Here is a 24,263-nt window from a genome sequence, read left to right as displayed (position 1 = left end):
CGAGCTGTTCCGCCCGCTCAGCCCGCCGCGCGGCGGGGTTCGGAATCTTCGGTGGCAGCGGGCGGGGCGACGAGGTCGCGCTGCATGTCCGCGGCGCGCCACGCGGTGAGCAGCCGCTCATATTCGAGCGGGCCGCCGCCGTAGGTCGCGCCGACGAAGGTCGGCATGTCGCGGAACTTGCCCTCGTTGTTCAAAAAGCCCGGCGTGCATTCCTCATAGAAATGCTCGTGGTCGACATGCTTTTCCTCGAGCAGGTCGTGCCAGCGCCGTTCGGCGTCGGGGGTCGGCTCGAGCGCCGCGATGCCGGCGTCACGGCAATGCGCGACGATCTCCGCCGCATGCTCGGCCTGCATGCGCAGCGTGTGGGTGAAGTTGAACGCGGTCGTCCCCTGCTGGGTGCCGCCGACGATGTGGAAATTGGGAAAGCCGCTGAGCTGGGTGCCGTGCAGCGTGCGCAGATCGCCGTCCCAGCGATCGGCGAGCGTCTGCCTGTCGCGGCCGACCACCTCGTAGCCGCCGACCTTGTGCGGCGGCGCCCCGACGTCGAAGCCGGTGGCGAGGATGATCAGGTCGAGCGGATATTCCTGCCCATTGGCGACGATCCCGCTTTCGGTGATGCGCTCGACGCCGCGCCCGTCGGTGTCGACCAACGTGACATTGGGCCGGTTGAACGCGGGCAGGAATTCGTCGCTGAACAGCGGCCGTTTGCAGAGGAAATTATACCAGGGCTTCAGCCGCTCGGCGAGGTCCGGATCGTCGATCTGCTCCTCGACGCGCGCGCGGATCGCCTGCATCTTCTCGAAATCCGACTGCTGCATCGCCGCATGCGGGTCGACGGGCTCGCCCGACGCCTGCGCCGCGTGCATCAGTTCGCCGAAGCGCAGGAACAGGTCGCCCCAGCGATCGTCGACGAGCACTTCGGGTACCGGCTTGCCCGACACGATGCCCAGGAAATTGTCCATCCGGCGGCGCTGCCACCCCGCGGGCTGGCCGGTCAGCCACGCGGCGTCGGTCGGCCGGTTGGCGCGGACGTCGATCGACGACGGCGTGCGCTGGAAGACGAACAGCGCTTTCGCATGTTCGGCAACGCGGGGGACGATCTGCACCGCGGTCGCCCCGGTGCCGATCACCCCCACACGCTTGTCGGCGAGCTTATCGAGCCCCCCGCTCGCATCGCCGCCGGTAAAATCATAATCCCACCGCGCCGAGTGGAACATGCGCCCCTGGAAGTCGCGGATGCCCGGGATGCCGGGCAGCTTGACTTTGGCCAGCGGCCCCTGGCTGACGGTGACGAAGCGCGCCGCGATGCGGTCGCCGCGGTCGGTGGTGACGACCCAGCGATCCGCCGCCGCGTCCCAGACCATCGCCTCGACCCGCGTCTGGAACAGCGCGCGGTCGTAGAGGTCGAAGTGCCGGCCGATCGCCTGGCAATGCGCGAAGATTTCGGCGCCGGTCGAATAGCGCTCGGTCGGCACGGTGCCGACCTCTTCGAGCAGCGGCATGTAGATATAGGATTCGATGTCGCAGCGGACGCCGGGATAGCGGTTCCAGTACCAGGTGCCGCCGAAGTCGCTCGCCTGTTCGACGATGCGGAAATCGTCGATGCCGCGGCGGCGCAGTTCGGCCGCGGTCTGGAGCCCGCCCATGCCGCCGCCGACGACCAGGACGTCGACCGCTTCGGTCAGCGCGTCGCGGGTAAAGCCGGGCTCGACATAGGGGTCGGCGACGAAGTCCGAGAAGTCGCCGCTCGCATCGACATATTGGCTGTGGCCGTCGCGGCGCAGGCGCTTGTCGCGCTCGGCGAGATATTTCTCGCGCAGCGCGGCGGCGTCATAAGCGGAACCGGCGGTCGGGCCCTCGGCCATGGTCTTCCTCTCCAACCCGGCGCCTCTGGCGGGCGCTTTGCATGTGCTTGTTCGTCAGAGACCAGCCGCCACGATTCGCGACAGGATGCGCCTCCTATGGCTCCGCCTTACCGCAAAGCGAACTGGCATGCAAGTATGTTAGCTTCAGGCGGCGCGGCTGCGCCGGAGCCCGCCGAGCACCGAAGAGGCGACCGCGGCGATGTGCGATTCGGCCAGGGCCCGCGCGCGTCCGGGCGATTTGGAGGCGATCGCCTCGATGATCTCGTCATGCTCGCGCGCGGCATCGGCCATGAAATGGTCGAACCCGCCGGCCTGGTTGATGAAGAAATCCGACATGTTGAAATTGCTGTTCTGCCGCTCGTCGACGAAGGGCGACTGCGCCATGTCGTGGATCAGCTGGTGAAAGGCGCGGTTGAGCTGGCCATATTCGGCGGCGCTGTGCGGATCGTCGAAGTCGATCGAGAGGATCCGCGCCTGGAGCGCGCGCAGGTCGCGCATCTGCTCCTCGGTCCGCCGCGCCGCCGCCAGTTCGGCGAGCAGGCCCTCCAGGCGTTCGAACATCAGGTAGAAATCGGCGATTTCGTCGGGGCCGGGATTGACGACTTCGCAGCCGACCTGCGGGATGATCCGCACGAATCCCTCCGAACTCAACCGGTTGAGCGCGGCCATGATCGGCTGGCGGCTGGCCCCGGTGTCGGCGGCGAGTTCCTTGACCGACAGGCGCTGGCCGAAGCTGTACTGGGCGTCGACCAGGTGGCTGACCAGCAGGTCGTAGATCTCGTCCTTCTTGTTCAACGCCCGTCCCCTGGTCGCGAAAATGCCGGGCCCAAGCCCGGGGCGGACATATCAGTGGCTAGTGCTAGAATGCAAGAGTGCAGCGTCGGGGCGTGGCGAGACGCTTTGCTATGCGACGGAGGCTCGGGATGAATGTTCCCATTTTTCGCCGCCGCAACCCGATGCCATTTGCGACGCGCGACATAGAGCGATTCAATTAGGGACGGCGAGTTTCGGGCGGATTGCGGACGTAAAGATCCTCCCCACGCGCAGCGATGGGGAGGTGGCAGCGCGAAGCGCTGACGGAGGGGTTCGACGCCTTCAGGCGTCGGTGCAAGGCCAGACCCCTCCACCACCGCTTCGCGGAGTGCTGGGTCGTCCAGTCCCCCCGACTGGACTTGGATTGCCGGGGGCAATCCAACCCTGCACTCCCCCTCCCCATGGCTCCGCCAAGGGGAGGATCTTTACGGCAGCTCATCACCCCAAGGCTGCCCGCCGCATACCACGCCGCGACCGCATTAGCCTCTCGCGCGCCATCACCATCTCCAAACACCCAGATCCGCCCTCCCGCACATCTCCATCTTGCCTTTGTCTACTAGCATGCTAGGATGTATCTCGAATCAACGGGGAGAGACAGGATGTTCCTTTGGCCACAGATCGCGGCGGGCACGATCCGCCTGGGCTATGTCCAGGCGGGGCCGGTGCGCACCCGCTACATCGAGGCGGGCGACGGCACCGCGTCCGAGGCGGTGGTGTTCATTCCGGGAACCGGCGGCCACCTCGAGGCCTTCACGCGCAACATCCTGCCCCACGCCGAACATTGGCGGACGATCGCGCTCGACATGGTCGGCCATGGCTACAGCGACAAGCCCGACCATGACTATGAGATCCGCCATTATGTGCAGCATCTGCTCGATTTCTGCGACGCGCTCGGCCTCGCGCGCATCCATGTCCATGGCGAGTCGCTCGGCGGCTGGATCGCGGCGCAGTTCGCGATCGACCATCCGGGTCGCACCGCGTCGCTGACGCTCAACACCGCGGGCGGGCTCAACACCGACCCCAAGGTGATGGAGCGCGTCTATAATGTCACGATGAAGGCGGTCGCCGAGGCGAGCTACGAGACCGTCCGCGCGCGGCTCGAATGGCTGATGAACGATCCGTCGCGGGTAACCGAGGACCTGATCGAGCTCCGCCTCGCCATCTATACCCAGCCGGGGTTCCTGCAGGCGATGGAACATATTCTGTGCCTGCAGAATATGGACATCCGCATGCGCAACGTCCTGACCGACGCGAGCCTGGCGCGCATCAGCGCGCCCACTTTGGTGATCTGGACCGACCACGACCCGACCGCGCCCGTCGCGACCGGCCAGCGCTTCGTCGCCGCGATTCCGAATGCCCATCCGCTGATCGTCATGGAGGATTGCGCGCATTGGCCACAGTGGGAAAAGGCCGACGAGTTCAACACGCTCCATCTCGATTTCCTGCGCGCCCACGCGCTGACGCCCGCGTGACGGAGCGGTTCGCATGACCGTGCGCCTGATCTGCGCGTCGCATACGCCGCTGATGGACCATGTCGACGCCGACCCGGCGGTCGATGCCGAGGTGCGCGCTGCGTTCGCCAAGCTCGGCGACGAGGTCCGCGCCTTCGATCCCGAGCTGGTGATCCAGTTCGCGCCCGACCATTTCAAGGGCTTCTTCTACGACATGCTGCCGCCCTTCACCGTCGGCATCCGCGCCGAGGCGATCGGCGATTACGATATCGGCAGCGGCAGCTTCGACGTGCCCGAGGAGCTGGCGCTCGACTGCATCCGCTCGCTCCACGCCGCCGACGTCGACATCGCCATGTCCTACCGGATGCAGGCCGATCACGGCTTTGCACAATTGCTCGTGCTGCTCGGCGGGCGCGTCGACGCCTGGCCCTTGCTGCCGATCCATATCAATTGCGCGGGACCGCCCCTCCCCTCGATCAACCAGGTCCGGCGGCTGGGCGACGCGGTCGGGCGCTGGGCGGCCGGGCTGAACAAGCGCGTGCTGATCCTGGGGTCGGGCGGGCTGTCGCACGATCCACCGATCCCCGACATCCGTACCGCGCCGCCGCCGGTGGCCGAGAAGCTGATCGCGGGGCGCAACCCGCCGATCGAGGAGCGCCGCGCGCGCGAGGAAGCGAATTTCGAAACCGCGCGCAAGCTCGCCCGCGGCGAAGGTCGCGCGACGCCGCTCGCGCCCGAATGGGATCGCGCTTTCATGGTGCAGATGGCGGCGGCCGATTTCGAGACTGTCGGCGAACTGGACGAAGCCGAGCTCACCGCGGTCGCGGGCTGCGGCGGGCACGAGGTGCGCAACTGGGTCGCCGCCTATGCCGCCATGGCCGCGGCCGGACCCTTCACCCCGCGCCACATCCTCTATCACCCGATCCCGCAATGGAACGCCGGCATGGGCATCGCCACCGCCGAACCCGCCGCCTGAAACCAAGGAACTCCCAGATGACCAAAGTCCTGATCCTCTATTATTCGAGCTACGGCCATATCGAGACGCTGGCGGGCGCGATCGCCGAGGGCGTGCGCGAAGGCGGCGCCGAGGCGGTGATCAAGCGCGTGCCCGAAACCGTGCCCGCCGAGGTCGCCGCCGCGGCCTATTTCAAGACCGACCAGGCGGCGCCGCTGTGCACCGTCGACGAGCTGCCCGATTATGACGCGATCATCCTCGGCTCGCCGACGCGCTATGGCCGGATGCCGTCGCAGATGGCGGCCTTCCTCGACCAGACCGGACCGCTCTGGGCGCGCGGCGCTTTGAACGGCAAGGTCGGCGGGGCTTTCGTGTCGACCGGCAGCCAGCATGGTGGGCAGGAGACGACGCTCTTCTCGCTGATCACCAATCTGATGCACCTGGGGCTCACCATCGTCGGCCTGCCCTACAGCTTCCAGGGCCAGCTCACGCTTGACGAGGTCAGCGGTTGTTCGCCCTATGGCGCGACGACGATCGCCGGCGGCAAGGGCGAGCGCCAGCCGTCGGAGAACGAACTGGCGGGCGCGCGGCACCAGGGCGCGCTGATTGCAAGGACCGCGGCGAAGCTCGCGGCATAAGGCGCAAAGGCGCCGAAGGGAGAGAGAGATGATCACCTCGATGCAATATGTCGCGCTGGGGATTCCCGACCTGAAAGTCGGGGTCGATTTCTACGACGCCTTCGGGCTCGGGGCGGTCGAGCGCGCCGATCATGTCGCGATGCGCTGCCACGGGCGCGCGCAGGACCAGATCGTGCTGATCGAGACCGGGCGCGACCGCAAGCTCCACCATTTCTCGCTGGGCACCGATGCCGTCGGCCTCGCGGCGATCGACGCGCGATTGCAGGCGAAGGGCATCGAGCGGCTCGATCCGCCTTATGCCGGCGCCCCCGGCGATATCTGGTTCCGCGATCCCGAGGGAACGCTGGTCAACGTGCAGGTCGCCGATCCCGCGCCCTGGCAGGGCCTCGACGCCGCGCCCGCGATCAACCGGCCGGGCCTCCTCGACCGCATCGGCGACAAGGGGTGCCCGCCCTTCGACATGCAGCCGCGCCCGCGCCGCATGGGCCATTTCATCCTCTTCGCGCGCGACGTGATCGCGCAGTCGGCCTTTTATTGCGACACGCTCGGCTTCGTCGTCAGCGACCGCATCGTCGATGGCTATGCCGCCTTCATGCGCCTGCCCGGCGACAGCGACCATCATGTGCTCGCGATGCTGAAATCCGACGCCCCAGGCTTCCACCACGCGAGTTTCGAAATGGCCAATATCGACGAGGCCGAGGTCGCGGCGGTGCGACTTTACCAAAAGGGCTATAAGCATGCCTGGGGGCCGGGGCGCCACGGCGTCGGCTCCAACTATTTCCACTATTTCCGCGATCCGTGGAACGGCATGGCCGAATATTTCCACGACATGGATTTTATCCCCGCGTCCTTCCAGTGGGAGGCCAAGGAGTGGACGAAGAAGGACGGCATGTTCCTGTGGTCCGCCGACGGCCCGCCGCCGCCCGACTTCGGGCGCAACTACGAGATCGCATGAGATCGGGATTTTCCTGACCAAAGGGTTCGGTGCGTTCGACGGCGACGATGCAGCGCCGCAGCGAAATGGTGCACCCGACAGGATTCGAACCTGTGGCCCCCAGATTAGGAATCTGATGCTCTATCCTGCTGAGCTACGGGTGCGCCGGCGCCCGTGTAGCGGCGCGGCGCGGGCAGCGTCAATCGGCCCGATAATGTGCGCGATCAATTCGTCGCTTCGGGGGGCACGAAGGGGACGAGCAACGGCATCGCGGCGATGCCGTCGTCGCGCAGCGCCTGCGCTTCCTCGGGCGAGGTCTGGCCGTGGATGAGATCTTCGGCCGCGCGGCCCTCGTGCATCGCGCGCGCGGCATCGGCGAAATCGCGCCCGACCCAGCGCGACTGCGGCAGCATCTCGGCCTGTTTGGCGGCGATCCCCGCCATGACCTTGCGCACCAGCTCGGGGGTCACCTCGCCCGCGCTGTCGGGGGCTGCGGGCGAAGCGGGTGCAACCTGCTGGTTCGACTTCGCGCCGACGCGCGGCGCCATCACCGCCTTCGTCACGTCGCTGTCGCCGCAGATCGGGCAGGCGATCAGCCCGCGCGCCTGCTGGTCGGCGAAGCTCTCGCTACTCTTGAACCAGGCCTCGAACCGGTGGTCGCCGGCGGCGCAGCAAAGGTCGAAGACGATCAAGGACTCAGGCCGTGCCGAGCAGCGGATCGAGCCCGCCCCTGGCGTCGATCGCGGCGAGGTCGTCGCTGCCGCCGATATGCTTGCCGTCGATGAAGATCTGCGGAACGGTGCGGCGCCCGCCGGCGCGCTCGACCATCGCCTCGAACCCGGCGCGGTCCATCGTCACGTCGATTTCCTGATACTCCGCGCCCTTGCCGTCGAGCAGCGCCTTCGCGCGCGTGCAATAGGGGCAGAAGAATTTGGTGAACACTTCGATCTTGGCCATGGCGGCTACCTTGTCATCCTTTCGTCAACCATATCGGAATCCAACGAAGCAAAGTCAAATATGTTGCCGCTCGCCAGCGCATCGGGGACGACCCGCGCCCAGCACAGCGCCGACACGCGCGCGGCGCCGCTGCGCCGCAGGGCTTTCGCCGCCGCGCGCAGCGTCGCGCCGCTGGCGTGGACATCGTCGACCAGTATCAGATGGCGCCCCGCGGCACGCGCCTTCGCGCCCTCGGCGAGCTTGAACGCGCCCGCGACGATCTTTTCGCGCTCGCGCCGCCCCTTGCCGCGCAGCGACGCCGTCGCCTTGGTCCGCAGCAGCAGGTCGTGGTCGTGCGGCACCCCGGTCAGCCGCGTCAGTTCGGCGGCGACCAGCGCCGCCTGATTGAACCCGCGCGACCACAGCCGCCAGCGGTGCAGCGGCACCGGCACGAGCAAGGCGTCGCCCCCACCCGCCAGCGCCGTCAGCGGCCGCACCATCAGCCCCGCCATCAGCCGTGCATGCCCGACGCGCCGCCCATATTTCAGCCGCAGCGCGACGGTGCGCGCCGCGGGGCCATAAGCCACCGCCGACGGCGCGGCGTCGAAGGGCGGCGGATCGGCGAGGCACGCGCCGCACTGTAGCTCCGCCCCCGGCAGCACGTCGGGCAACGGGATCGAGCAGCGCGCGCAGGCGGGGCCGTCGAGGAAGTGGAGCGATTGCCAGCAGGCGAGGCAGAATTGCCGGTCGCCCGCGACGATCGTGCCGCAGGCGGGGCAGCGCGGCGGCAGCGCATAGTCGACCAGCGCGCGCCCGGCCTGCTGCAGGCCGCGAAAAACCGCTTCGGCCGGTCCCGCCGAGGGTCCGCCGTCGACATCGCCCGTCGCTGCCCCCATGTGCCGCTTGTGAAGCAGGACGCGAGGCGGCACAAGCGCCGCATGTCGCCACCCCCCGCCCCGCTTTTCTCCGCCGCGCGCCTCCGCGCCCAGCGCGACCGCCTCGCGAAGCTGGCGCCGGGCGCCGATTTCCTCGCGCCGATCATCGCCGAAAGCCTGCTCGACCGGCTGGCTATGGTGACGCGCACCTTCCCGCGCGCGCTGCTGATCGGCGGGCATGATACCGCGCTCGCGGCGCATCTGCGCGGCATGGGCAGCGAAGTGACGATCCTCGAAGCCGGGCCGCGTCTTGCCGCCGCGACCGGTGCGCTTTTCGGCGAGGCCGATGCCATCGACCTGCCCTTCGCCAGCTTCGACCTGATCCTGTGGCCCGGCGGGCTCGACAGCGTCAACGACGTGCCCGGCGCGCTCGTCCGCCTGCGCGCCCTGCTCGCGCCCGACGGGCTGCTGCTCGGCAGCTTCGTCGGCGACGGCAGCCTGGCAAAGCTGCGCCGCGCGGTGATGGCCGACGGGGTGCGCTCGATCGCGCGGCTGCACCCGCAGATCGACCTCGCCGCGATGGGCAATCTGCTCCAGCGCACCGGCTTCACCCTGCCCGTGGTCGATGTCGAGGCGCTGAGCGTGCGGTACGGCGACTGGTTGGCGCTCGTCCGCGACCTGCGCGCCGCGGGGCTCGCGAGCCGGCTCGCCGCCGCGCCGCCGCCGCTGACGCGCGAAGAGGTTGCGCGCATCGCGCTCGCCTTCGCCGCGCAGAGCGACCCCGACGGCCGCGTCGCCGAAGTCTTTCGCCTGATCCATTTCAGCGGCTGGGCGCCGCACCCCGACCAGCCGCGCCCCGCGCGGCGCGGCAGCGGCACGGCGTCATTGGTCGACGCGCTCAAACCGAAGGACTAGAGCAAAGCCTCGAGCAACCCGATCAGCGGCCGGTCGGCGGGCGGCATGTCGAGCGCATAGAGCTCGGCGGGGCGCACCCACCGCAGCGCCGTGGCGTGCCGCGCCTCGGGCACGCCCTTCCATTTGCGCAGCGCATAGACGAGCAGCAGCAGGTGGCGCTCGCCCAGCGGCTCGCTCGCGAAACAGGCGGGGGCGAGGCAGGCATGGTCGACCTCGACCCCCAGTTCCTCGGCGAGTTCGCGGATCAGCGCCGCCTCGGGCGTTTCGCCGGGTTCGAGCTTGCCGCCCGGGAACTCCCACAATCCGGCCATCGAGGTGCCCGGCGGACGCTGCTGGACCAGCACGCGACCGTCGCGGTCGACCATCGCCGCCGCGACCACAATGAGACAGTTTTCAGCGGCTTTTAACGAGGCAGGTGAGGACAAATTATTAACCCTGATATGCGAAATCCGTAGGCCTCGGGAACTCTAGGACCAGAATCCCCGAATTGCACGGCCAAGGTTTGATTTGCATTTCGTTCAGGGCAAAGGCGCGACGCGGCACGGACCAGTGACCGCCCGCACCATATAAAAAGCCATGAACAAAGGGCTTTGCGGTTCAGGGACGATGATCCTGTCATAAGGCAGGGGCAGGACATATGACCAACAAGATCGCCCGGCTATTACGGTCGACCAAGGCCGCGACAGCCGTCGAATATGGGCTGATACTCGCGCTGATCTTCATGGCCGCCCTCGGCGCCATCAGCACGGTCGGACAATCGGCCATCACCATGTGGAACAATGTGTCGTCGAGCGCGAACGACGCAATGTGACATGTCCGATAACGGGACTCCGAAAGGGCAATTCGATCCTTAGGGCCATTAAGAATTTCAAAACCAATAGCGCTTAGAACCAATCCTGTTGACCAAGACCAGAGTGTCAACCGGGCAAGTGACTTGTTAGGAGACCAGACATGAAGTTCATCAAAAAGTTCGTTCGCGACACCAAGGCCGCCACCGCCATCGAATACGGCCTCATCGCCGCTCTGATCGCCGTCGCCGGCATCACCGCGATGACCTCGGTCGGCGAAAGCGTGACCGCGACGTTCAACAACGTCAATGACGGTCTGACCGACGCCAACTAATCGTTGGATCGGCTTCGTCCGGCTCGCCGGACGAAGACCAAGGACAAGAGAGGGCGGTGGAGCGATCCACCGCCCTTTTTTTTGCGCGCCGGTTGCGGGATCGGGCGGAGCGGTGGGTTTCGGGCGGAAGCGGTCATTCTAATCCTCCCTGCGGCGAAGCCGTGGGGAGGGGGACCACCCGCAGGGTGGTGGAGGGGTGCGGGAGGTCATACGCCGAGCTCGGCTGCACCCACCCCTCCACCATGCTTCGCATGGTCCCCCTCCCCATCGCTTCGCGACAGGGAGGATTAGGAAAGTCCGCTCTCCACCCCAAAACCGCCACCCGGCCCTAAAGCCCCTCAGCGGCTGGCGTAGACCACGATCTTGACCTTCTGCCCCGGGGTCAGCCGGCTCGTCGCATTCAGCCGGTTGAGCACCTGGAAACGCTCGGTCTGGTAATTGCTGTACGCCATGCGCCGCGCCAGCGTGGCGACGGTGTCGCCGCGCGCGACGGTCACCACGTCGATCCGCCGCGGCTTGATCGCCGCCGCCTCGGCGCTGCTCAGCCGCCGCACGCTGTTGTACATCGAATTGAACGCCGAACCGCCGCCGGCCTTGGTCAGCGCGACGAAGTGAAAGGCGCTGGTCCGCGAAAATTCATAGGCGAAAACCGTGACATCAACCGCGCCCGACTGCGTGTTCGCACGCGCGGTCGAAGTATAGGCGGGGATGCCGTTCACCGTCGTGCGCTGGATGCTGCTGGGGCTGAGCGCGGTGTTGCCTGCGACCGACTTGAACGCCGCGGCGATATAGGCGTTCATGTCGCCATTATAGGCGGCGGTCGTGAACTGCGCCTGCCCGCCGCTGCCGCTCACCGACACCGCGGTCGTGCCGTTCTGCATGCCGTAACCGCTCGGCACCGCGAATTTCAGCCGCAGGTCGGGGTGGAGGAACTCATTGCCCTCGACCACGCCCTGCGCCGGATCGTCGCCATAGAGCACCCCATCGACCGAGGCGTAAAAGGCGTCGGCGTTGCGCACGCCCCCAGTGCCCGCGCGCGCCGCCAGCGTCTCGGCATTGCGCACGCGCGAGGCGGGATCGGGGTGGGTGCTCGCCCATTCGGGCAAGGCGCGCGCGTCGCCGCCCGACAATCGTGCCTCGAGGCTGGTCTGGTTGGCGAGGCTCGCGAGCACGGTCGACAGCGCCATCGGGTCGTAACCCGCGCTCTTCAGATATTGCACGCCCAGCTGGTCGGCCTCCAGCTCCTGGCTGCGCGAGAAGCCCAAGGTCGCGAGCTGCGCGACCTTCATCGCATTATTCTGGAGCAATCCGCCGAGCCCGCCGAGCAGGCCGCCATTGTCGCCGATCGCGCCGCCGAGCACCCCCGCGAGCACGCCGAGGATCGTGTTGCGCGTCGCCGCCGACTGGCGCTTCTTGCTGTGCTGCGCCGCGACATGCCCGACCTCGTGCCCGAGCACGCCGGCAAGCTCCGCCTCGTCGTTCATCAGCGCCATCAGCTGGCGCGTGACATAGACATAGCCGCCGGGGATCGCGAAGGCGTTGTTCACCGGTGAATTGAGCAGGGTGACGGTGAAGTCGCTGCGCGCGTTCGACAGCCGCGACTGGACCGCGATATTCTGCCCGACGCGCCCGACATAGGCCGCCTGCGGGCCTTCGTAATTGCCGCCGAATTCCTGCACGAGCTGCGGATGCGCCTCGGCGCCCTGCTTGCGTTCGCTCGCGGTGATCGCGGTCGCAGTCTTGATCGTCTTGGTCTTGCCCTTGGTCTGGGCCTCCGCATCGCTGCCGATGCCGCCCGCGCCCACCGCGGCGGCGAGGCAAATCGCCAATGCTGTCGTCACTTTCCGGCCCATTATCGCGCTCCCTTTGGTCCTGTTTGGCTTGCCATAGCCTATATCGGCGCACGGCAAGACCCGCGATGAACATCTTGCTCAGCGGATTGTCAGGGAGAACGTCGATCCCGCGATCGGGTTCCGCTGGGCTCAGGCGCGGCCCATCGCGAGGAATTTCTCCTCGCGCGCCGCGAGGATCGTCTCGCGCGGCAGTCCCGCCAGCGCGTCGAGTTCCTGCGCGATCGCATCGCCCAGCGCCTTGATCGCGATCTCGGGCGCACGATGCGCCCCGCCCACTGGTTCGGGGACGATGCGGTCGATGACCTTCAGCGCCAAGAGATCCTCGGGCGTCATCTTCATCGCCGCGGCGGCGTCGGCGGCCTTGTCGGCGGTGCGCCACAGGATCGAGGCGCAGCCCTCGGGCGAGATCACCGAATAGACGGCATGTTCGAACATCAGCACGCGGTTCGACGCGGCGATCGCGATCGCGCCGCCCGATCCGCCCTCGCCGACGATCGTCGCGACCATCGGCACGCCGAGCGCGAGGCACTGCTCGGTCGAGCGCGCGATCGCCTCGGCCTGCCCGCGCTCCTCGGCCTGGATGCCGGGAAAGGCGCCTGAGGTGTCGACCAGCGACACCACCGGCAGCCCGAACCGGTCGGCGAGCTGCATCAGGCGGATCGCTTTCCGATAACCCTCGGGCTTCGCCATCCCGAAATTATGCTTCATCCGCGACGGGATATCGTCGCCCTTTTCGTGCCCGATGACCATCACCCGGCGCCCGCGAAAGCGCGCGAGCCCGCCCAGGATCGCCTGGTCGTCGGCGAAATTGCGATCGCCCGCGAGCGGCATCCAGTCGTCGAACAGCCCCGCGACATAATGTTTGAAATGCGGCCGGTCGGGGTGGCGCGCGACCTGCGTCTTCTGCCACGGCGTCAGCTTGGCATAGATGTCGCGCAGCATCTTCGAGGATTTATCCTCGAGCCGCGCGATGTCATTGTCGATGTTGAGCGACGGATCGTCGCCCATCTCGCGTAGTTCGGCAATCTGGCGATCGAGCGCCGCGACCTGTTTTTCGAAGTCCAGAAAGGCTGTCATGGGGGACGTCGCTAGGCCGATGGCGGCGTCAGGTCAACGCCGTCCATCCGCGCCAAGGGATGCCGCCGGTTGACCAGCTCGACCAGTCGGCGGCTGTCGACATGTGTGTAAATCTCGGTCGTCGCGATATCGGCGTGGCCGAGCATCAGCTGCAGCGCGCGCAGATCGGCGCCGCCTTCGAGCAGATGCGTCGCAAAGGCGTGGCGCAGCACATGCGGGCTGACCGCCGCTGGATCGATCCCCGCGCGGCCCGCCAATTCACGCAACATCTGGAACAGCCGCACGCGCGAGACATGGCTCTTGCCCGACGGAAACAGCCAGGGCGACCCGTCGGCGACGAGCGGCAGCCAGCGGTCGAGCGCCGCGCGCGCGCGCTCCGATAAAGGCGCCAGCCGTTCCTTGTCGCCCTTGCCGCGGATGATCAGATATTGCCGCTCGCCCGCCACCGCGCGCCGCGGCAGGGAGACGAGCTCACTCGCGCGCAGCCCCGAGCCATAGAGCAGTTCGAGCAGCAGCAGCATCCGCACCGCACTCGCCGGCGGCGCTTCACCCGCCGCTTCCTCGCCCGCCTGCGCAAAGAGCCGCTCGACATCGTCGTGCGTCAGGATGCGCGGCAGCGGGCGCCGCGTCGCCGGACGCGCGAGCGGCTGCGCGGGGTCGTCGGTCCGCTCGCCCTCGTCGCGCAGGAAAGCGTAAAATTGCCGCAGCGCCGACAGTTTGCGCGCCGCGCTGCTCGCCGCAAGCGATTGATATCCGGCCATGACTTTGCGCAGCGCCGCCGTATCCGCACTCTCCAGCCCCGCGGGCACCATCGCCGCCGCCTGCTCGAGGTCGCGGCGATAAGCCATGAGCGTGTTGCGCGCCGCGCCGCGCTCGGCGGCCATCATTTCGAGGAACCGGTCGATCAGCGCGGCGTCGCTGCCCTGCACCTCAGACCCGGACCAGCGCCTCGGCGGCGATCATCCGCGCCTCCGATGGCAGCCCGACTTCGCGCAGCGCGCGCACGATATGATAGAGATGATAGGGCGGCATTTTCGACCAGTCGCCCTGCATCCCCGTCGCCGCGAGCAGCGCGACCATGCCCGGCTCGCGCCGCGCCGCGGCGTCCGAAATCGCGCGCGTCCAGCGCGTCTGCTTGCCGAGGTCGACGCCGAGGTCGCTCGCCGCCGACGCCGCCTGGTCGGGATCGATCCGCCCGAGCCCCGCCAGCCCCGCGAGCAGCAGCTTCGAGCGCAGATAATCGGGGCTGTCGTCCTCGCCCGAGAAATTGCCCACCGCGCTCGCCGTGGTGCCGTTCAGCGCGCGCGGCGACCCGACCGCGAGCACGCCCCACGCGCGGCTGCCGACATTGACCGACGGCACCCAGTCAACCGCGCGATTGTCGTAACCGCCCGCGAACATCGACCCGATCAACTGCCAGGGGTCCGCGTCGACCTCGGTCCCAACCGGCAGCGCCGCGGCGGCGCGCGACGTTGCGATCAGCGCGGCATAGCGGTCGATATCGCCGGTACCGCGGCCCCACAGCCCCTGCATCGCGGCATAGCGCGCGGCCGCACTCTCGCCCCCGAAGGCGTTCTGCAGCAGGTCGGTCTGCGCGGTCAGCGTCTCGGGCGGTTCCTCGGCGCTCGCCGCGGCGCTCAGCAGCGAGACATAGGCCTCGCTCGATAGCACCCCGCGCGCGGCGGCGTCGGGCGCGGCGGCGACGCGGTCGTTCATCTCGCTCATCGGCGCGAGCACGGTCCAGGCGCGCATCGCGGGGGTTTCGGTGCCCCGCAGCTCGGCGGGGATCGGCGTCGCGGTCGCGGTGGCCATGCCGAAGCGCCAGCTGGTCAACCGGTCGACCTTGTCCCACTGGATGGTGATCGAGCGCCCGCCCGCGATGCTCGCGCCGAGCACGCGCTCGGCTAGCAGGATGTCGAAATTGGCGACCTTGCCACTCGACCGCACGCGGCTCATCGCCCAGCCCGCGGGGCCGGCTTCGCCCGACAGCCCGGCGCAGATGCCCGCGGCCAGCCGCCAGCTATGCTCGTCGCCATGCGCGAGACCGCCGGGGACATAGGGGCAGAGCCCCGCCGGATCGGCATTGGCCAGGAACACCTGCTGAGCGGTCTGGACGAGGCGCGGGCTCGCGCGGTCGTAGTCGACCGACTGCACGATCGAGCGCGCGACATTCGCCTCACCCATGCGCAGCAGCAGCGACGCGCGATCGGCGGCCAAGTCGGCGCCGTTGATCGTCGCGGGGGTGTCGATCGCAGAGGCGAGCGAGCGACGCAGCAGGATCGATCCCCAGCGCGAGGCGAGCGGCCCACGCGTCGCGCGCATCAGCGCCGCGGCATATTGGCCGCGCACCCCAAAGGCGTCGGGCGCCAGCCCGCCGGTCTCGGGCGTCAGCGGCCCGATGCGCGTCAGCAGCCGCCGTGCACCCGGCGGCAAGTCGTATTTCAGCGTGCCGGGTTCGACCTCCTCGCCCTCTTCGAGCGTCTCGTCCTCGGCCGCGGCGCCGGTCGTCGGCACCACCGCGGGCGGGGTCACCCCGGTCGGCGTCGGCGTGGGTGTTGCGGTCGGGGCGGGCGTGCCGGGACGCGGCGTGGGGGCCGGCGTCGGGGCAGGCGACGGCGCGGGCGTCCCGAAGCCTTCGGGGAGCAGCGATTCCTGCGCCAGCGCGGGCAGCACCAGCGCCGCGGCGATCGCCGAGCCCGACAGCCCGAGCGCCAGCGTCCATGCCTTGGTCTTCCTCACCGCGCGCCCTCGCCAAATCCGTCGATCACAAGCACCTCATGCCCAATATTTGCGCGCCGCAGCAAAACCATTGTCCCGCGCGCCGCGGGCGGTATAGCCGCGCCCAGCATGACGGGAAACCCGAAAAGCCCGGCCGGATCGACATCCGGGCCCGCAGCCGCCGATATCCGCGCGCGGCCGATCGTGCTCGTCGGGCTGATGGGATCGGGCAAGTCGACCGTCGGCCGCCGCCTCGCGCAGCGCCTCGGCATGCGTTTCGTCGACGCCGACGACGAGATCGAACGCGCCGCGGGCATGACGATTTCGGAGATTTTTGCGCGCTTCGGCGAGGGGCATTTCCGCGATGGCGAGCGCCGCGTCATCGCAAGGCTGCTCACCGGCAAGCCGCTCGTCCTCGCGACCGGCGGCGGCGCCTTCATGAACGACGAGACGCGCGCGCTGATCAAGGACGCCAGCCTGTCGATCTGGCTCGACGCCGACATCCCGACGCTTGTCGAGCGCGTCGCGCGCCGGAGCCACCGCCCGCTGCTCAAGGGCCGCGATCCCGGCGAAGTGCTCCGCGACCTCGCCGCGGTGCGCAACCCCGTCTATGCCGAGGCGCATATCCGCGTCAGCTCGGCTTCGAGCCCGCACGAACATACGGTGCGCGCCATATTGGAGGCTCTCTCGACATGGAACGCCTGACCGTCGACCTCGGCAGCCGCAGCTACCCCATTCTCATCGGCGACGGCCTGCTCGCCGGGATCGGGACGCATGTCGCGCCGCTCTTGAAGCGCCCGCGCACGATGATCGTCACCGACGAGCATGTCGCGCCGCATTATCTTGGCGCCGTCGAGGCCTCGCTCGCCGCCGCGGGCGTTACGCATAGCGCGCTCGTCCTCCCCGCGGGCGAAAGCAGCAAGAGCTGGGACGGCCTCGCGCGACTCACCGAATGGCTGATCGGCGAGGGCGTCGAGCGCAGCGACCATGTCATCGCGCTCGGCGGCGGCGTGATCGGCGACCTCGTCGGTTTTGCGTGCAGCATCGTCAAGCGCGGCTGCGCCTTCGTCCAGGTGCCGACCACCCTGCTCGCGCAGGTCGACAGCAGCGTCGGCGGCAAAACCGCGATCAACGTGCCCGCGGGCAAGAACCTCATCGGCGCCTTCCACCAGCCCGCGCTCGTCCTCATCGACCCGACCACCCTCGCAACCTTGCCGCGCCGCGAACTCGGCGCGGGCTATGCCGAGGTCGTCAAATATGGCCTGATCGACGACGCGGCCTTCTTCGCCTGGTGCGAGGCGAACGGCGCCGCGCTCCTCGCCGGCGACAGCGAAGCGCGCCATAAGGCGATCGCGCACAGCGTCTCGGCCAAGGCGCGCATCGTCGCCGCCGACGAGCGCGAGACGCAGGACGTCCGCGCGCTCCTCAACCTCGGTCACAGCTTCGGTCACGCGCTCGAAGCCGAAACCGGCTATTCGGACCGCCTGCTCCACGGCGAAGCGGTCGCCGCGGGCATGGTCCTCGCGCATTCATTCTCCGCCGCGAACGGCCTCTGCCCGCCCGAAGACGCCGCGCGCGTCCGCGACCATCTCGCCAGCGTGGACCTCCCCCACAGCCTCGCCAGCGCGGGCATCAACACCGGCGGCGCCGCGCTTGCCGCGCACATGGCGCACGACAAGAAGGTCCGCGCCGGCAAGCTGCCGCTGATCCTGACGCGCGGCATCGGCCAGAGCTTCGTCACCGAAGACTATGGGCTGGACCGCGTCGCGGCCTTCCTCGACGGCGCGCGCAGCTAAAGTTTCGCACCCGATATTTTTGATATGCTTTGGTTCAGTAGACAGCCGGACCATCGCCACCCACATCCGCTGCATAGCTTGCGTCCCCGCCGCTCTCCCGCGCGCGATTATGGAGATTTGCCATGCAGCGTTTTGCCCAGAAGATCTTTATCGCCCCCGGCCTCCGCACGCCTTTCGGACGCGGCGGCGGCGCGCTTGCCGACCATGATGCGATCAGCCTGTCGGTCCCGCTGGTCCAGGCGATGGCCGCGAAAGCGCGCCCCGATCTGTTCGTCTGGGGCACGGTGATCCCCAGCCTCGGCTGGAGCAATATCGGCCGCGAAATCTGGCTCGATGCGAAGCTCGACCCGACCGTGCCCGCCTTTTCGGCGGTGCTCGCCTGTTCGACGAGCATGATCGCAGCCTTTGCCGCGGCGGGCATGCTCGGCGGCTCGGCCGAGCTCGCGCTCGTCGGCGGCGCCGAGGTGATGAGCAGCCCGCCGATCGGGCTCAAGCCCGCCAGTTCGAAGCGGATCGTCAAGCTGTTCCGCACCGACCCGCCCGCCGCGGTGGCCGCGCTGCAGGCGCTGACCGCCGACGACCTGACGCTGCCGGTCAAGGGCTGGGCGAACCGCATCACCGGGCGCACGATGGGCGACCATATGGAAGAGACCGCGCATCAATGGGGCATCGCCCGCGAGGCGCAGGACGATTGGGCGCTGAAGAGCCACCAGCGCGCGGTCGCCGGATGGGAAAGCGGCTTCTTCGACGACCTGGTGCTGCCGCTTCCCGAGCTCGCGCGCGACGCCAATCCGCGCGCCGACACCTCGGCCGAGAAGCTCGCGGCGCTGAAGCCCGTATTCGACACGTCGGACAAGGGCTCGCTCACCGCGGGCAACAGCTCGCCGATCACCGACGGCGCCGCCTCGCTGTGGGTCGCGACCGAAGCCGGGCTCGGCAAGCTGCCCGAGGGCACGCCTTATGCCGAGCTCGTCGATCACGAGATCGCCGCGGTCGACCATCATGTCGACGGACTGCTGATGGCGCCGAGCTTCGCGATCCCGCGGCTGCTCGCGCGGCACGGGCTGCGCTACGAGGATGTCGCGCTGTGGGAAATCCACGAGGCCTTCGCCGCGCAGGTGCTCGCCAATGTCGCCGCGCTCGAAAAGCCGGGCTGGACGCGCGACCATGCGGGCGTCGATTTCGATTTCGGCTCCTTCCCCCGGGACCGCGTCAATCCCAATGGCGGTTCGGTGGCGATCGGCCATCCCTTTGCCGCGACGGGCGCGCGCGACCTCAGCCAGGCGGTCAAGGAGCTTTGGGACAAGCCCTCGGGCGCATGGGCGATCGTCAGCGTCTGCGCCGACGGCGGCCATGGCACGGTCTCGCTGCTCCGCCGGCCCTGACGCTCAGCTCCGTCCATCGCAGCCCGGCGGGCGGAGCCGCAGCAGCGCGCGCCCGGCGGCGACACCGGTCGCGCGCGAGCCGTCGACCGCCAGCTGGCCGTTGACGAACAATTTGTCGACCCCGACGCTCAGCTCGCGCGGGCGCACATAATCGGCGCGCGGCGCATAGCCCTCGGGGTCGAATACCAGCACATCGGCAAAATAGCCCGCGCGCAGATAGCCGCGCCGGTCGAGCTTGTAGATGTCGGCGGTGCGCCCCGTCGACTGGCGGATGAAGGTGGCGAGGTCGATGACCTTCCGCTCGCGCACATAACGCAGATATTTTTCGGGGAAGGTCGCGAACATGCGCGGATGGCCGTCGGAGCCGTCGGACGAGGTCACCATCCACGGCTGTTTCATCAGCAGGTCGACGTCGGCCTGCGCCATGTTGAACGACGCGACCCCCGTGCCCCCGCCGCTCTCGCCGCGCGCCTTCGCCTCGACGCTCGCGCGCATGATGCGCAGCGCCGCGTCGCGGCTGTCGAGCTTCCATGCGGCGGCGACCTGTTCGAGCGTCTGCCCGGTCCAGGGATAGCCCTCGGAAATCAGCAGCAGCGCCGCCGCCCCGCCGCGCCGGCGCAGGTTCTCCGCCATCTCGCCGCGGATCTTCGCCAGCGTCGCCGGATCGTCCAGCCGCTTCAGCAGCGCCTTGCCGCCGCCGTCGACCGCCCAGCGCGGCAGCAGCGAGGCGTCGAGGTTCGATCCCGAGGCGAGCCAGGGATATTGGTCGGCGGTGACGTCGATCCCGTCGGCGCGCGCCTTCTCGATCGCCGCGATCACCGCCCCCGCCTGCCCGTGGACGTCAACGCCGAGCGCCTTCAAATGCGCAAAATGCACGGGCATGCCCGCCTGCCGCCCGATGTCGATGACCTCCTGCACCGATCCGAGCAGCCCGATGCTGTAGCTCGATTCGTCGCGCTGGTGGGTGTCGTAGATTCCGCCGCGGGTCGCCGCCTCGCGCGCCACCGCGACGACTTCGCCCGTCGTCGCGAAACTCTGCGGCGCATAGAAGAGCCCGGTCGACAGGCCGACCGCGCCCTCGCACATGCCCTTCGCGACCAACGCCTTCATCCGATCGAGCTCCGCCGCGTCGGGCGCGCGGGCATCCTGCCCCAGCACGCGCTGGCGCACCGGCCCGAAGCCGACGAACGACACGACATTGGTGCCGATCCCCGACGCCTCGAGCTTCGCGGCATCGGCGGCGACGTCGGGCGTGCCCGACCCGTCGACCCCGATCATCACCGTGGTCACCCCCTGGTTGAGCCAGGCCGCGTTGACGCGCACCGCCCTGTCGGGCGAGCGCAGGAAACCATCGGCATGCGTGTGCGGATCGACGAACCCCGGCGCGACGATCATCCCCGTCGCATCGACGATGCGCGGCGCGGTAAAGCCGCCCGGCGCCCCGACATGCACGATCCGGTCGCCGCGGATCGCGACGTCGCCGACGAAGGGCACGCCCTCGCCGCCGTCGTAGATCGTCCCGCCGCGGATGATGATGTCGACCGCCTCGTCGGCCTTCGCCGCCGCCCCCGATACCGAGAGCAATGCCGCCGCGCCCGAAAGCAGGGCCATGAAACGCACGAGACGAAGCGGGGCGAGCGGCATCGGCATAACCTTTCTGCGGGACCTCGGCGACGAGATGTCCCGAACGGGCGCCCGACGTCCAGCCAGCGTTGTTGCACCCCCTATAACCCGATGGCATAGAGAGGAAAGTGCGCCGACACTTCCAGCCCGAGGCCCAATGCGATGAACCTGCGCCAGATCGAAATCTTCCATGCGGTGTTCCTGCACGGCACGGTCAGCGCCGCCGCGCGGTCGCTCAACGTGTCGCAGCCGTCGGTGACCAAGGTGCTGCGCCACGCCGAGCGCTCGATCGGCCTCACCCTCTTCGAACGCTCGAAGGGCCGGCTGATCCCGACGCAGGACGCACACACTTTGTTCGCCGAAGTCTCGGACATCCAGGACCGCGTGCGCTCGCTGCGCCAGGCGTGCCAGAACCTGCGCCACGGCCGCGGCGGGCTGCTGCGCATCTCGGCGCTGCCCTCGCTCGGGCTCGGCGCGGTACCCGAGGCGGTGTCGCGCTTCCTCGCCGATCACGACGACATCATGTTCGACCTCCAGACGCTCCACCACGACGAGATGGTGCGCAAGCTCTACGAGCATGAAACCGACATCGCGATCAGCTTCGAGGTGCCGCTGTCGGCCCCCGTCGCGCACCAGGTGATCGGCGAGGGCGAGTTGCTCGTCATCTATCGCGAAGAGGATATGCCCGGCGCGCCGCCGCGGCTGCACCTCGATGAACTGCGCGGTCACAAGTTCATCAGCCCGGTGCAGAGCGGCCCGATCGGGCGGATGCTGTCGAGCGAACTCAGCCGGCTCGAGGTCGAGCTCGACGAGGTCGTGTCGGCGCGCACCTATTATGTCGCCGCCGCGCTGGTGAACGCCGGGGTCGGCATGGCGATCGTCGACAATTTCACTGCGCACGCCGCGCTGCCCCCCGGGCTGTCGAGCCGGCCGCTCCAGCCCGCGATCACTTTCGACATCAACGCCGTCTATCTGCAGAACCGCCCGCCATCGAAAACCGCATCGGCCTTCCTCGCGGTGCTCGCGACCGTGCTCGAGGGGTTATAGCGCCAGGCTATGGGATAGGGGGCGCTAGATATATGCATCGCCGCCCCAACCGGGCGTAAGAACGCGGTTCCACCGTTACGCAGGTCCGCTGATCCATGATCGAAACACCCTATCTTCTCTACCTCGGCCACGCGACCGACCCCGCCGATATCAAGACCTCGCGCGGGCTCGCCGTCTTCCGTCCCGACATCAGCGTCGGCGAATTTCGCCACGACGATTGCCCGTTGACCCTGGACCTGCCGCGCATGGATTTCGCCGCGGCGCGCGCCGCCGGCGCGCGCACGCTCGTGCTCGGCATCGCCAACGCCGGCGGCAAGCTCGGCGAGCCGCTGATCCTCGACGCGCTCGCCGCGCTCGAGGCCGGGCTCGACATCGCATCGGGGCTGCACCACCGGCTGAACGCCGAACCGCGGCTGGTGGAGGCCGCCGCGCGCCTCGGCCGCCAGCTCCACGACGTGCGCGACCCGCGTCCCGACATCCCCGTCGGCAACGGCAGGAAGCGCGCAGGCAAGCGGCTGCTGACCGTCGGCACCGACTGTTCGGTGGGCAAGATGTACACGACGCTCTGCCTCGCGGACGCGCTCGCCAGGCGCGGGGTCGCCGCCGACTTCCGCGCAACCGGACAGACGGGCATCCTCGTCGCGGGCGACGGCGTGCCCCTCGATGCCGTGGTCGCCGACTTCATCTCGGGCGCGATCGAACAGGTGTCGCCCGCACGCGATGACGACGGCTGGGACCTGATCGAGGGGCAGGGCTCGCTCTACCATCCCTCCTTCGCGGGCGTCTCGATGGGGCTGCTCCACGGCGCCCAGCCCGACGCGCTCGTCCTCTGTCACGACCCGGTGCGCCCGCACATGCGCGGCCTGCCGCATTATCCGCTGCCCGGCATCGCGCAGACGATCGAGGCCAATCTGAACGCCGCGCGGCTCACCAACGACGATGTCCGCGTCGTCGGCATCGCGCTCAACACCTCGGCGATGTCCGAGGCGGACGCGCGCGCGCTCTGCGCCAGGATCGAGGCCGAATTCGAACTGCCGACCAGCGATCCCTATCGCTTCGGGGTCGAGACGATCCTCGACCGGCTGCTCGGCACCGAAGCCGCCGCGCCGAGCGTCGCGGCCACCGCCTGACCGCATGCGCCGCTCCCTGACCGTCGCGGGCGAGACGCTGCCGCTGCACACCCCGTTCCGTATCTCGCGCGGGACGAAGACCGCGGCGCAGGTCGTCACCGTCTCGCTAAGCCAGGACGGCGTCACCGGCCGCGGCGAATGCGTCCCCTATCCGCGCTACGGCGAGAATGAAGAGAGCACGATCCTCGCGATCGAGGCGGCGCGCGACGCGATCGAGCAGGGCGTGACGCGGCACGAACTGCTCGCCATCATGCCCGCGGGTGCCGCGCGCAACGCGGTCGACTGCGCGCTCTGGGATCTCGAACTGCGGCTCGCGGGGAGCGATATCGCTGCCGCGCTGGGCCTCGAAAAACCGCTGCCCCCGATCGTCACTGCGATGACGATCAGCCTCGATACGCCCGATCGCATGGCCGCCGCCGCGGCGGCGCTCGCCGACGCGCCGCTGCTCAAGGTCAAGGTCGACCGCAGCGACCCGGCCGCGCAGATCAAGGCGGTGCGTGCCGCGGCCCCCAAGCCGAAGATGATCGTCGATCCCAACGAAAGCTGGACCATCGCCGAAGTCGCCGGCCTGCAGGATTTGCTGGTCGACCTTCGCATCGACCTGCTCGAACAACCGTTGCCCGCCGACGCCGATAGCGACCTCGCCGGCTTCCGCTCGGCGATCCCGATCGCGGGCGACGAGGCGGTGCATGTCGCCGCCGATCTCGACACGCTGCCCGACGGCTATGGCGTCGTGAACATCAAGCTCGACAAGACCGGCGGGCTCACCGCCGCGCTCGAACTGGCAGAGGCAGCGCGCGACCGCAGGCTCGGCGTGATGACCGGCTGCATGATCTGCTCGTCGCTGTCGATCGCCCCCGCCTGGGCGATCGCGGCGACCAGCAGCTTCGCCGACCTTGACGGACCGCTCTGGCTTGCAGAGGATCGCCCGGGCGGGGTCCGCGCAGCGAACGGCATCTTGTCGCCGCCGCAACCCGGTTTCTGGGGTGGCATTTGACGGCATCGGGGCAAAACGGGGGTCGGGATTGCGGGGCTGTGGCGCCGCGGTGGTTTTGGGGTGAAGGACTGGCCTTCCTAATCCTCCCTGCGGCGAAGCCGTGGGGAGGGGGACCGCCCGAAGGGTGGTGGAG

At 68.7% G+C, this 24,263-nt stretch carries 24 protein-coding genes and 1 tRNA gene; 13 read left to right on the top strand and 12 right to left on the bottom strand.

The window, feature by feature from the left end:
- Positions 1 to 17: 17 nt before the first annotated feature.
- Both ATE62_RS20335 and ATE62_RS20330 read right to left on the bottom strand, forming a co-directional pair.
- Positions 18 to 1,865, bottom strand: coding sequence for a flavin-containing monooxygenase (locus tag ATE62_RS20335; protein ID WP_082662932.1), 1,848 nt, complete (start codon positions 1,863 to 1,865; stop codon positions 18 to 20).
- A gap of 144 nt (positions 1,866 to 2,009) precedes the next feature.
- Positions 2,010 to 2,660, bottom strand: a complete 651-nt coding sequence (locus ATE62_RS20330; protein WP_058809022.1) for a GntR family transcriptional regulator — start codon at positions 2,658 to 2,660, stop codon at positions 2,010 to 2,012.
- A gap of 617 nt (positions 2,661 to 3,277) precedes the next feature.
- On the opposite strand from ATE62_RS20330, the gene ATE62_RS20325 reads away from it, so the two are divergent.
- The 4 genes from ATE62_RS20325 to ATE62_RS20310 are packed head-to-tail and all read left to right on the top strand — an operon-like array spanning position 3,278 to position 6,677.
- Complete coding sequence (locus ATE62_RS20325) at positions 3,278 to 4,150, top strand: alpha/beta fold hydrolase (protein WP_058809023.1); 873 nt, start codon at positions 3,278 to 3,280, stop codon at positions 4,148 to 4,150.
- Between the two features lie 13 nt (positions 4,151 to 4,163).
- Positions 4,164 to 5,105: a 3-carboxyethylcatechol 2,3-dioxygenase gene (locus ATE62_RS20320; RefSeq protein ID WP_058809024.1), complete on the top strand. Its 942-nt coding sequence runs from the start codon at positions 4,164 to 4,166 to the stop codon at positions 5,103 to 5,105.
- Between the two features lie 17 nt (positions 5,106 to 5,122).
- Positions 5,123 to 5,722 carry an NAD(P)H:quinone oxidoreductase gene (wrbA, locus tag ATE62_RS20315; protein ID WP_058809025.1) on the top strand — a complete coding sequence of 200 codons (600 nt, stop codon included), beginning with the start codon at positions 5,123 to 5,125 and terminating at the stop codon, positions 5,720 to 5,722.
- 28 nt (positions 5,723 to 5,750) lie between these two features.
- Positions 5,751 to 6,677, top strand: a complete 927-nt coding sequence (locus ATE62_RS20310) for a VOC family protein (RefSeq protein ID WP_058809026.1) — start codon at positions 5,751 to 5,753, stop codon at positions 6,675 to 6,677.
- Between the two features lie 66 nt (positions 6,678 to 6,743).
- On the opposite strand, the gene ATE62_RS20305 is transcribed toward ATE62_RS20310, so the two are convergent.
- The 4 genes from ATE62_RS20305 to ATE62_RS20290 all read right to left on the bottom strand — a co-directional run bounded on the left by ATE62_RS20305 (position 6,744) and on the right by ATE62_RS20290 (position 8,488).
- Positions 6,744 to 6,820: transfer RNA gene (locus ATE62_RS20305), tRNA-Arg, on the bottom strand.
- Positions 6,821 to 6,880: 60 nt separating this feature from the next.
- Positions 6,881 to 7,348: a DUF1178 family protein gene (locus ATE62_RS20300; protein WP_058809027.1), complete on the bottom strand. Its 468-nt coding sequence runs from the start codon at positions 7,346 to 7,348 to the stop codon at positions 6,881 to 6,883.
- Positions 7,349 to 7,352: 4 nt separating this feature from the next.
- Complete coding sequence (gene grxC, locus ATE62_RS20295) at positions 7,353 to 7,613, bottom strand: glutaredoxin 3 (RefSeq protein WP_058809028.1); 261 nt, start codon at positions 7,611 to 7,613, stop codon at positions 7,353 to 7,355.
- Positions 7,614 to 7,618: 5 nt separating this feature from the next.
- On the bottom strand, positions 7,619 to 8,488 hold the full coding sequence (locus ATE62_RS20290; RefSeq protein WP_058809029.1) for a ComF family protein: 870 nt from the start codon (positions 8,486 to 8,488) through the stop codon (positions 7,619 to 7,621).
- A gap of 42 nt (positions 8,489 to 8,530) precedes the next feature.
- On the opposite strand from ATE62_RS20290, the gene ATE62_RS20285 reads away from it, so the two are divergent.
- Complete coding sequence (locus ATE62_RS20285) at positions 8,531 to 9,382, top strand: methyltransferase domain-containing protein (RefSeq protein ID WP_197411710.1); 852 nt, start codon at positions 8,531 to 8,533, stop codon at positions 9,380 to 9,382.
- Here ATE62_RS20285 and ATE62_RS20280 read toward each other — a convergent pair.
- Positions 9,379 to 9,807 carry a (deoxy)nucleoside triphosphate pyrophosphohydrolase gene (locus tag ATE62_RS20280; RefSeq protein ID WP_443028878.1) on the bottom strand — a complete coding sequence of 143 codons (429 nt, stop codon included), beginning with the start codon at positions 9,805 to 9,807 and terminating at the stop codon, positions 9,379 to 9,381. The two genes, ATE62_RS20285 and ATE62_RS20280, sit on opposite strands and share 4 nt — an antisense overlap.
- Positions 9,808 to 10,019: 212 nt before the next feature.
- Here ATE62_RS20280 and ATE62_RS23035 point away from each other — a divergent pair, with 212 nt between their 5' ends.
- Together ATE62_RS23035 and ATE62_RS23030 are read left to right on the top strand one after the other, a co-directional pair.
- Complete coding sequence (locus tag ATE62_RS23035) at positions 10,020 to 10,193, top strand: Flp family type IVb pilin (protein WP_082662931.1); 174 nt, start codon at positions 10,020 to 10,022, stop codon at positions 10,191 to 10,193.
- Between the two features lie 140 nt (positions 10,194 to 10,333).
- Entirely contained in the window at positions 10,334 to 10,504 is a 171-nt protein-coding gene (locus ATE62_RS23030) for a Flp family type IVb pilin (RefSeq protein WP_082662930.1), read from the top strand.
- A gap of 338 nt (positions 10,505 to 10,842) precedes the next feature.
- Here ATE62_RS23030 and ATE62_RS20275 read toward each other — a convergent pair whose 3' ends face one another.
- The 4 genes from ATE62_RS20275 to ATE62_RS20260 all read right to left on the bottom strand — a co-directional run bounded on the left by ATE62_RS20275 (position 10,843) and on the right by ATE62_RS20260 (position 16,173).
- Positions 10,843 to 12,357: a M48 family metalloprotease gene (locus ATE62_RS20275; RefSeq protein WP_058810368.1), complete on the bottom strand. Its 1,515-nt coding sequence runs from the start codon at positions 12,355 to 12,357 to the stop codon at positions 10,843 to 10,845.
- A gap of 129 nt (positions 12,358 to 12,486) precedes the next feature.
- Complete coding sequence (locus ATE62_RS20270) at positions 12,487 to 13,434, bottom strand: acetyl-CoA carboxylase carboxyltransferase subunit alpha (protein WP_058810369.1); 948 nt, start codon at positions 13,432 to 13,434, stop codon at positions 12,487 to 12,489.
- Between the two features lie 11 nt (positions 13,435 to 13,445).
- Complete coding sequence (locus tag ATE62_RS20265) at positions 13,446 to 14,363, bottom strand: tyrosine recombinase (protein ID WP_082662929.1); 918 nt, start codon at positions 14,361 to 14,363, stop codon at positions 13,446 to 13,448.
- A 1-nt stretch (position 14,364) separates the two neighbouring features.
- Entirely contained in the window at positions 14,365 to 16,173 is a 1,809-nt protein-coding gene (locus ATE62_RS20260; RefSeq protein ID WP_058810371.1) for a hypothetical protein, read from the bottom strand.
- 108 nt (positions 16,174 to 16,281) lie between these two features.
- Here ATE62_RS20260 and ATE62_RS20255 point away from each other — a divergent pair, with 108 nt between their 5' ends.
- From ATE62_RS20255 to ATE62_RS20245, 3 genes are all read left to right on the top strand, one after another.
- Entirely contained in the window at positions 16,282 to 16,857 is a 576-nt protein-coding gene (locus ATE62_RS20255) for a shikimate kinase (RefSeq protein WP_082662928.1), read from the top strand.
- The gene (gene aroB, locus ATE62_RS20250; RefSeq protein WP_058810372.1) at positions 16,845 to 17,948 is read left to right on the top strand and encodes a 3-dehydroquinate synthase; all 1,104 of its coding nucleotides are present in this window, start codon (positions 16,845 to 16,847) and stop codon (positions 17,946 to 17,948) included. The genes ATE62_RS20255 and aroB overlap by 13 nt, the downstream gene beginning before the upstream one ends.
- Before the next feature lie 122 nt (positions 17,949 to 18,070).
- Positions 18,071 to 19,333, top strand: coding sequence for an acetyl-CoA C-acyltransferase (locus tag ATE62_RS20245; RefSeq protein ID WP_058810374.1), 1,263 nt, complete (start codon positions 18,071 to 18,073; stop codon positions 19,331 to 19,333).
- 3 nt (positions 19,334 to 19,336) lie between these two features.
- Here the strand turns inward: ATE62_RS20245 and ATE62_RS20240 are convergent, their stop codons facing one another.
- Positions 19,337 to 20,944 carry an N-acyl-D-amino-acid deacylase family protein gene (locus tag ATE62_RS20240; RefSeq protein WP_058810384.1) on the bottom strand — a complete coding sequence of 536 codons (1,608 nt, stop codon included), beginning with the start codon at positions 20,942 to 20,944 and terminating at the stop codon, positions 19,337 to 19,339.
- A 174-nt stretch (positions 20,945 to 21,118) separates the two neighbouring features.
- Here ATE62_RS20240 and ATE62_RS20235 point away from each other — a divergent pair, with 174 nt between their 5' ends.
- The 3 genes from ATE62_RS20235 (at position 21,119) to dgcA (ending at position 24,130) form a co-directional block, all read left to right on the top strand.
- Positions 21,119 to 22,003 carry a LysR family transcriptional regulator gene (locus tag ATE62_RS20235; RefSeq protein ID WP_058810375.1) on the top strand — a complete coding sequence of 295 codons (885 nt, stop codon included), beginning with the start codon at positions 21,119 to 21,121 and terminating at the stop codon, positions 22,001 to 22,003.
- A gap of 95 nt (positions 22,004 to 22,098) precedes the next feature.
- Positions 22,099 to 23,133, top strand: a complete 1,035-nt coding sequence (gene dgcN, locus ATE62_RS20230; RefSeq protein ID WP_058810377.1) for an N-acetyltransferase DgcN — start codon at positions 22,099 to 22,101, stop codon at positions 23,131 to 23,133.
- Positions 23,134 to 23,137: 4 nt separating this feature from the next.
- On the top strand, positions 23,138 to 24,130 hold the full coding sequence (gene dgcA, locus ATE62_RS20225; RefSeq protein WP_058810378.1) for an N-acetyl-D-Glu racemase DgcA: 993 nt from the start codon (positions 23,138 to 23,140) through the stop codon (positions 24,128 to 24,130).
- The last annotated feature ends 133 nt before the right edge of the window (positions 24,131 to 24,263 follow it).

This window comes from Sphingopyxis sp. HIX, assembly GCF_001468285.1.
In the GTDB taxonomy this organism is placed as follows: Bacteria; Pseudomonadota; Alphaproteobacteria; order Sphingomonadales; family Sphingomonadaceae; genus Sphingopyxis.
This window is presented reverse-complemented; position numbering and strand designations above follow the sequence as displayed.

Bases quoted from the DNA above. Each gene is read 5' to 3' on its own strand.
- ATE62_RS20335 (WP_082662932.1), bottom strand. From the start codon at position 1,865: ATGGCCGAGGGCCCGACCGCCGGTTCCGCTTATGACGCCGCCGCGCTG.
- ATE62_RS20325 (WP_058809023.1), top strand. From the start codon at position 3,278: ATGTTCCTTTGGCCACAGATCGCGGCGGGCACGATCCGCCTGGGCTAT.
- ATE62_RS20320 (WP_058809024.1), top strand. From the start codon at position 4,164: ATGACCGTGCGCCTGATCTGCGCGTCGCATACGCCGCTGATGGACCAT.
- wrbA (WP_058809025.1), top strand. From the start codon at position 5,123: ATGACCAAAGTCCTGATCCTCTATTATTCGAGCTACGGCCATATCGAG.
- ATE62_RS20310 (WP_058809026.1), top strand. From the start codon at position 5,751: ATGATCACCTCGATGCAATATGTCGCGCTGGGGATTCCCGACCTGAAA.
- grxC (WP_058809028.1), bottom strand. From the start codon at position 7,613: ATGGCCAAGATCGAAGTGTTCACCAAATTCTTCTGCCCCTATTGCACG.
- ATE62_RS20290 (WP_058809029.1), bottom strand. From the start codon at position 8,488: ATGGGGGCAGCGACGGGCGATGTCGACGGCGGACCCTCGGCGGGACCG.
- ATE62_RS20285 (WP_197411710.1), top strand. From the start codon at position 8,531: ATGTCGCCACCCCCCGCCCCGCTTTTCTCCGCCGCGCGCCTCCGCGCC.
- ATE62_RS23035 (WP_082662931.1), top strand. From the start codon at position 10,020: ATGACCAACAAGATCGCCCGGCTATTACGGTCGACCAAGGCCGCGACA.
- ATE62_RS23030 (WP_082662930.1), top strand. From the start codon at position 10,334: ATGAAGTTCATCAAAAAGTTCGTTCGCGACACCAAGGCCGCCACCGCC.
- ATE62_RS20275 (WP_058810368.1), bottom strand. From the start codon at position 12,357: ATGGGCCGGAAAGTGACGACAGCATTGGCGATTTGCCTCGCCGCCGCG.
- ATE62_RS20270 (WP_058810369.1), bottom strand. From the start codon at position 13,434: ATGACAGCCTTTCTGGACTTCGAAAAACAGGTCGCGGCGCTCGATCGC.
- ATE62_RS20255 (WP_082662928.1), top strand. From the start codon at position 16,282: ATGACGGGAAACCCGAAAAGCCCGGCCGGATCGACATCCGGGCCCGCA.
- aroB (WP_058810372.1), top strand. From the start codon at position 16,845: ATGGAACGCCTGACCGTCGACCTCGGCAGCCGCAGCTACCCCATTCTC.
- ATE62_RS20245 (WP_058810374.1), top strand. From the start codon at position 18,071: ATGCAGCGTTTTGCCCAGAAGATCTTTATCGCCCCCGGCCTCCGCACG.
- ATE62_RS20240 (WP_058810384.1), bottom strand. From the start codon at position 20,944: ATGGCCCTGCTTTCGGGCGCGGCGGCATTGCTCTCGGTATCGGGGGCG.
- ATE62_RS20235 (WP_058810375.1), top strand. From the start codon at position 21,119: ATGAACCTGCGCCAGATCGAAATCTTCCATGCGGTGTTCCTGCACGGC.
- dgcN (WP_058810377.1), top strand. From the start codon at position 22,099: ATGATCGAAACACCCTATCTTCTCTACCTCGGCCACGCGACCGACCCC.
- dgcA (WP_058810378.1), top strand. From the start codon at position 23,138: ATGCGCCGCTCCCTGACCGTCGCGGGCGAGACGCTGCCGCTGCACACC.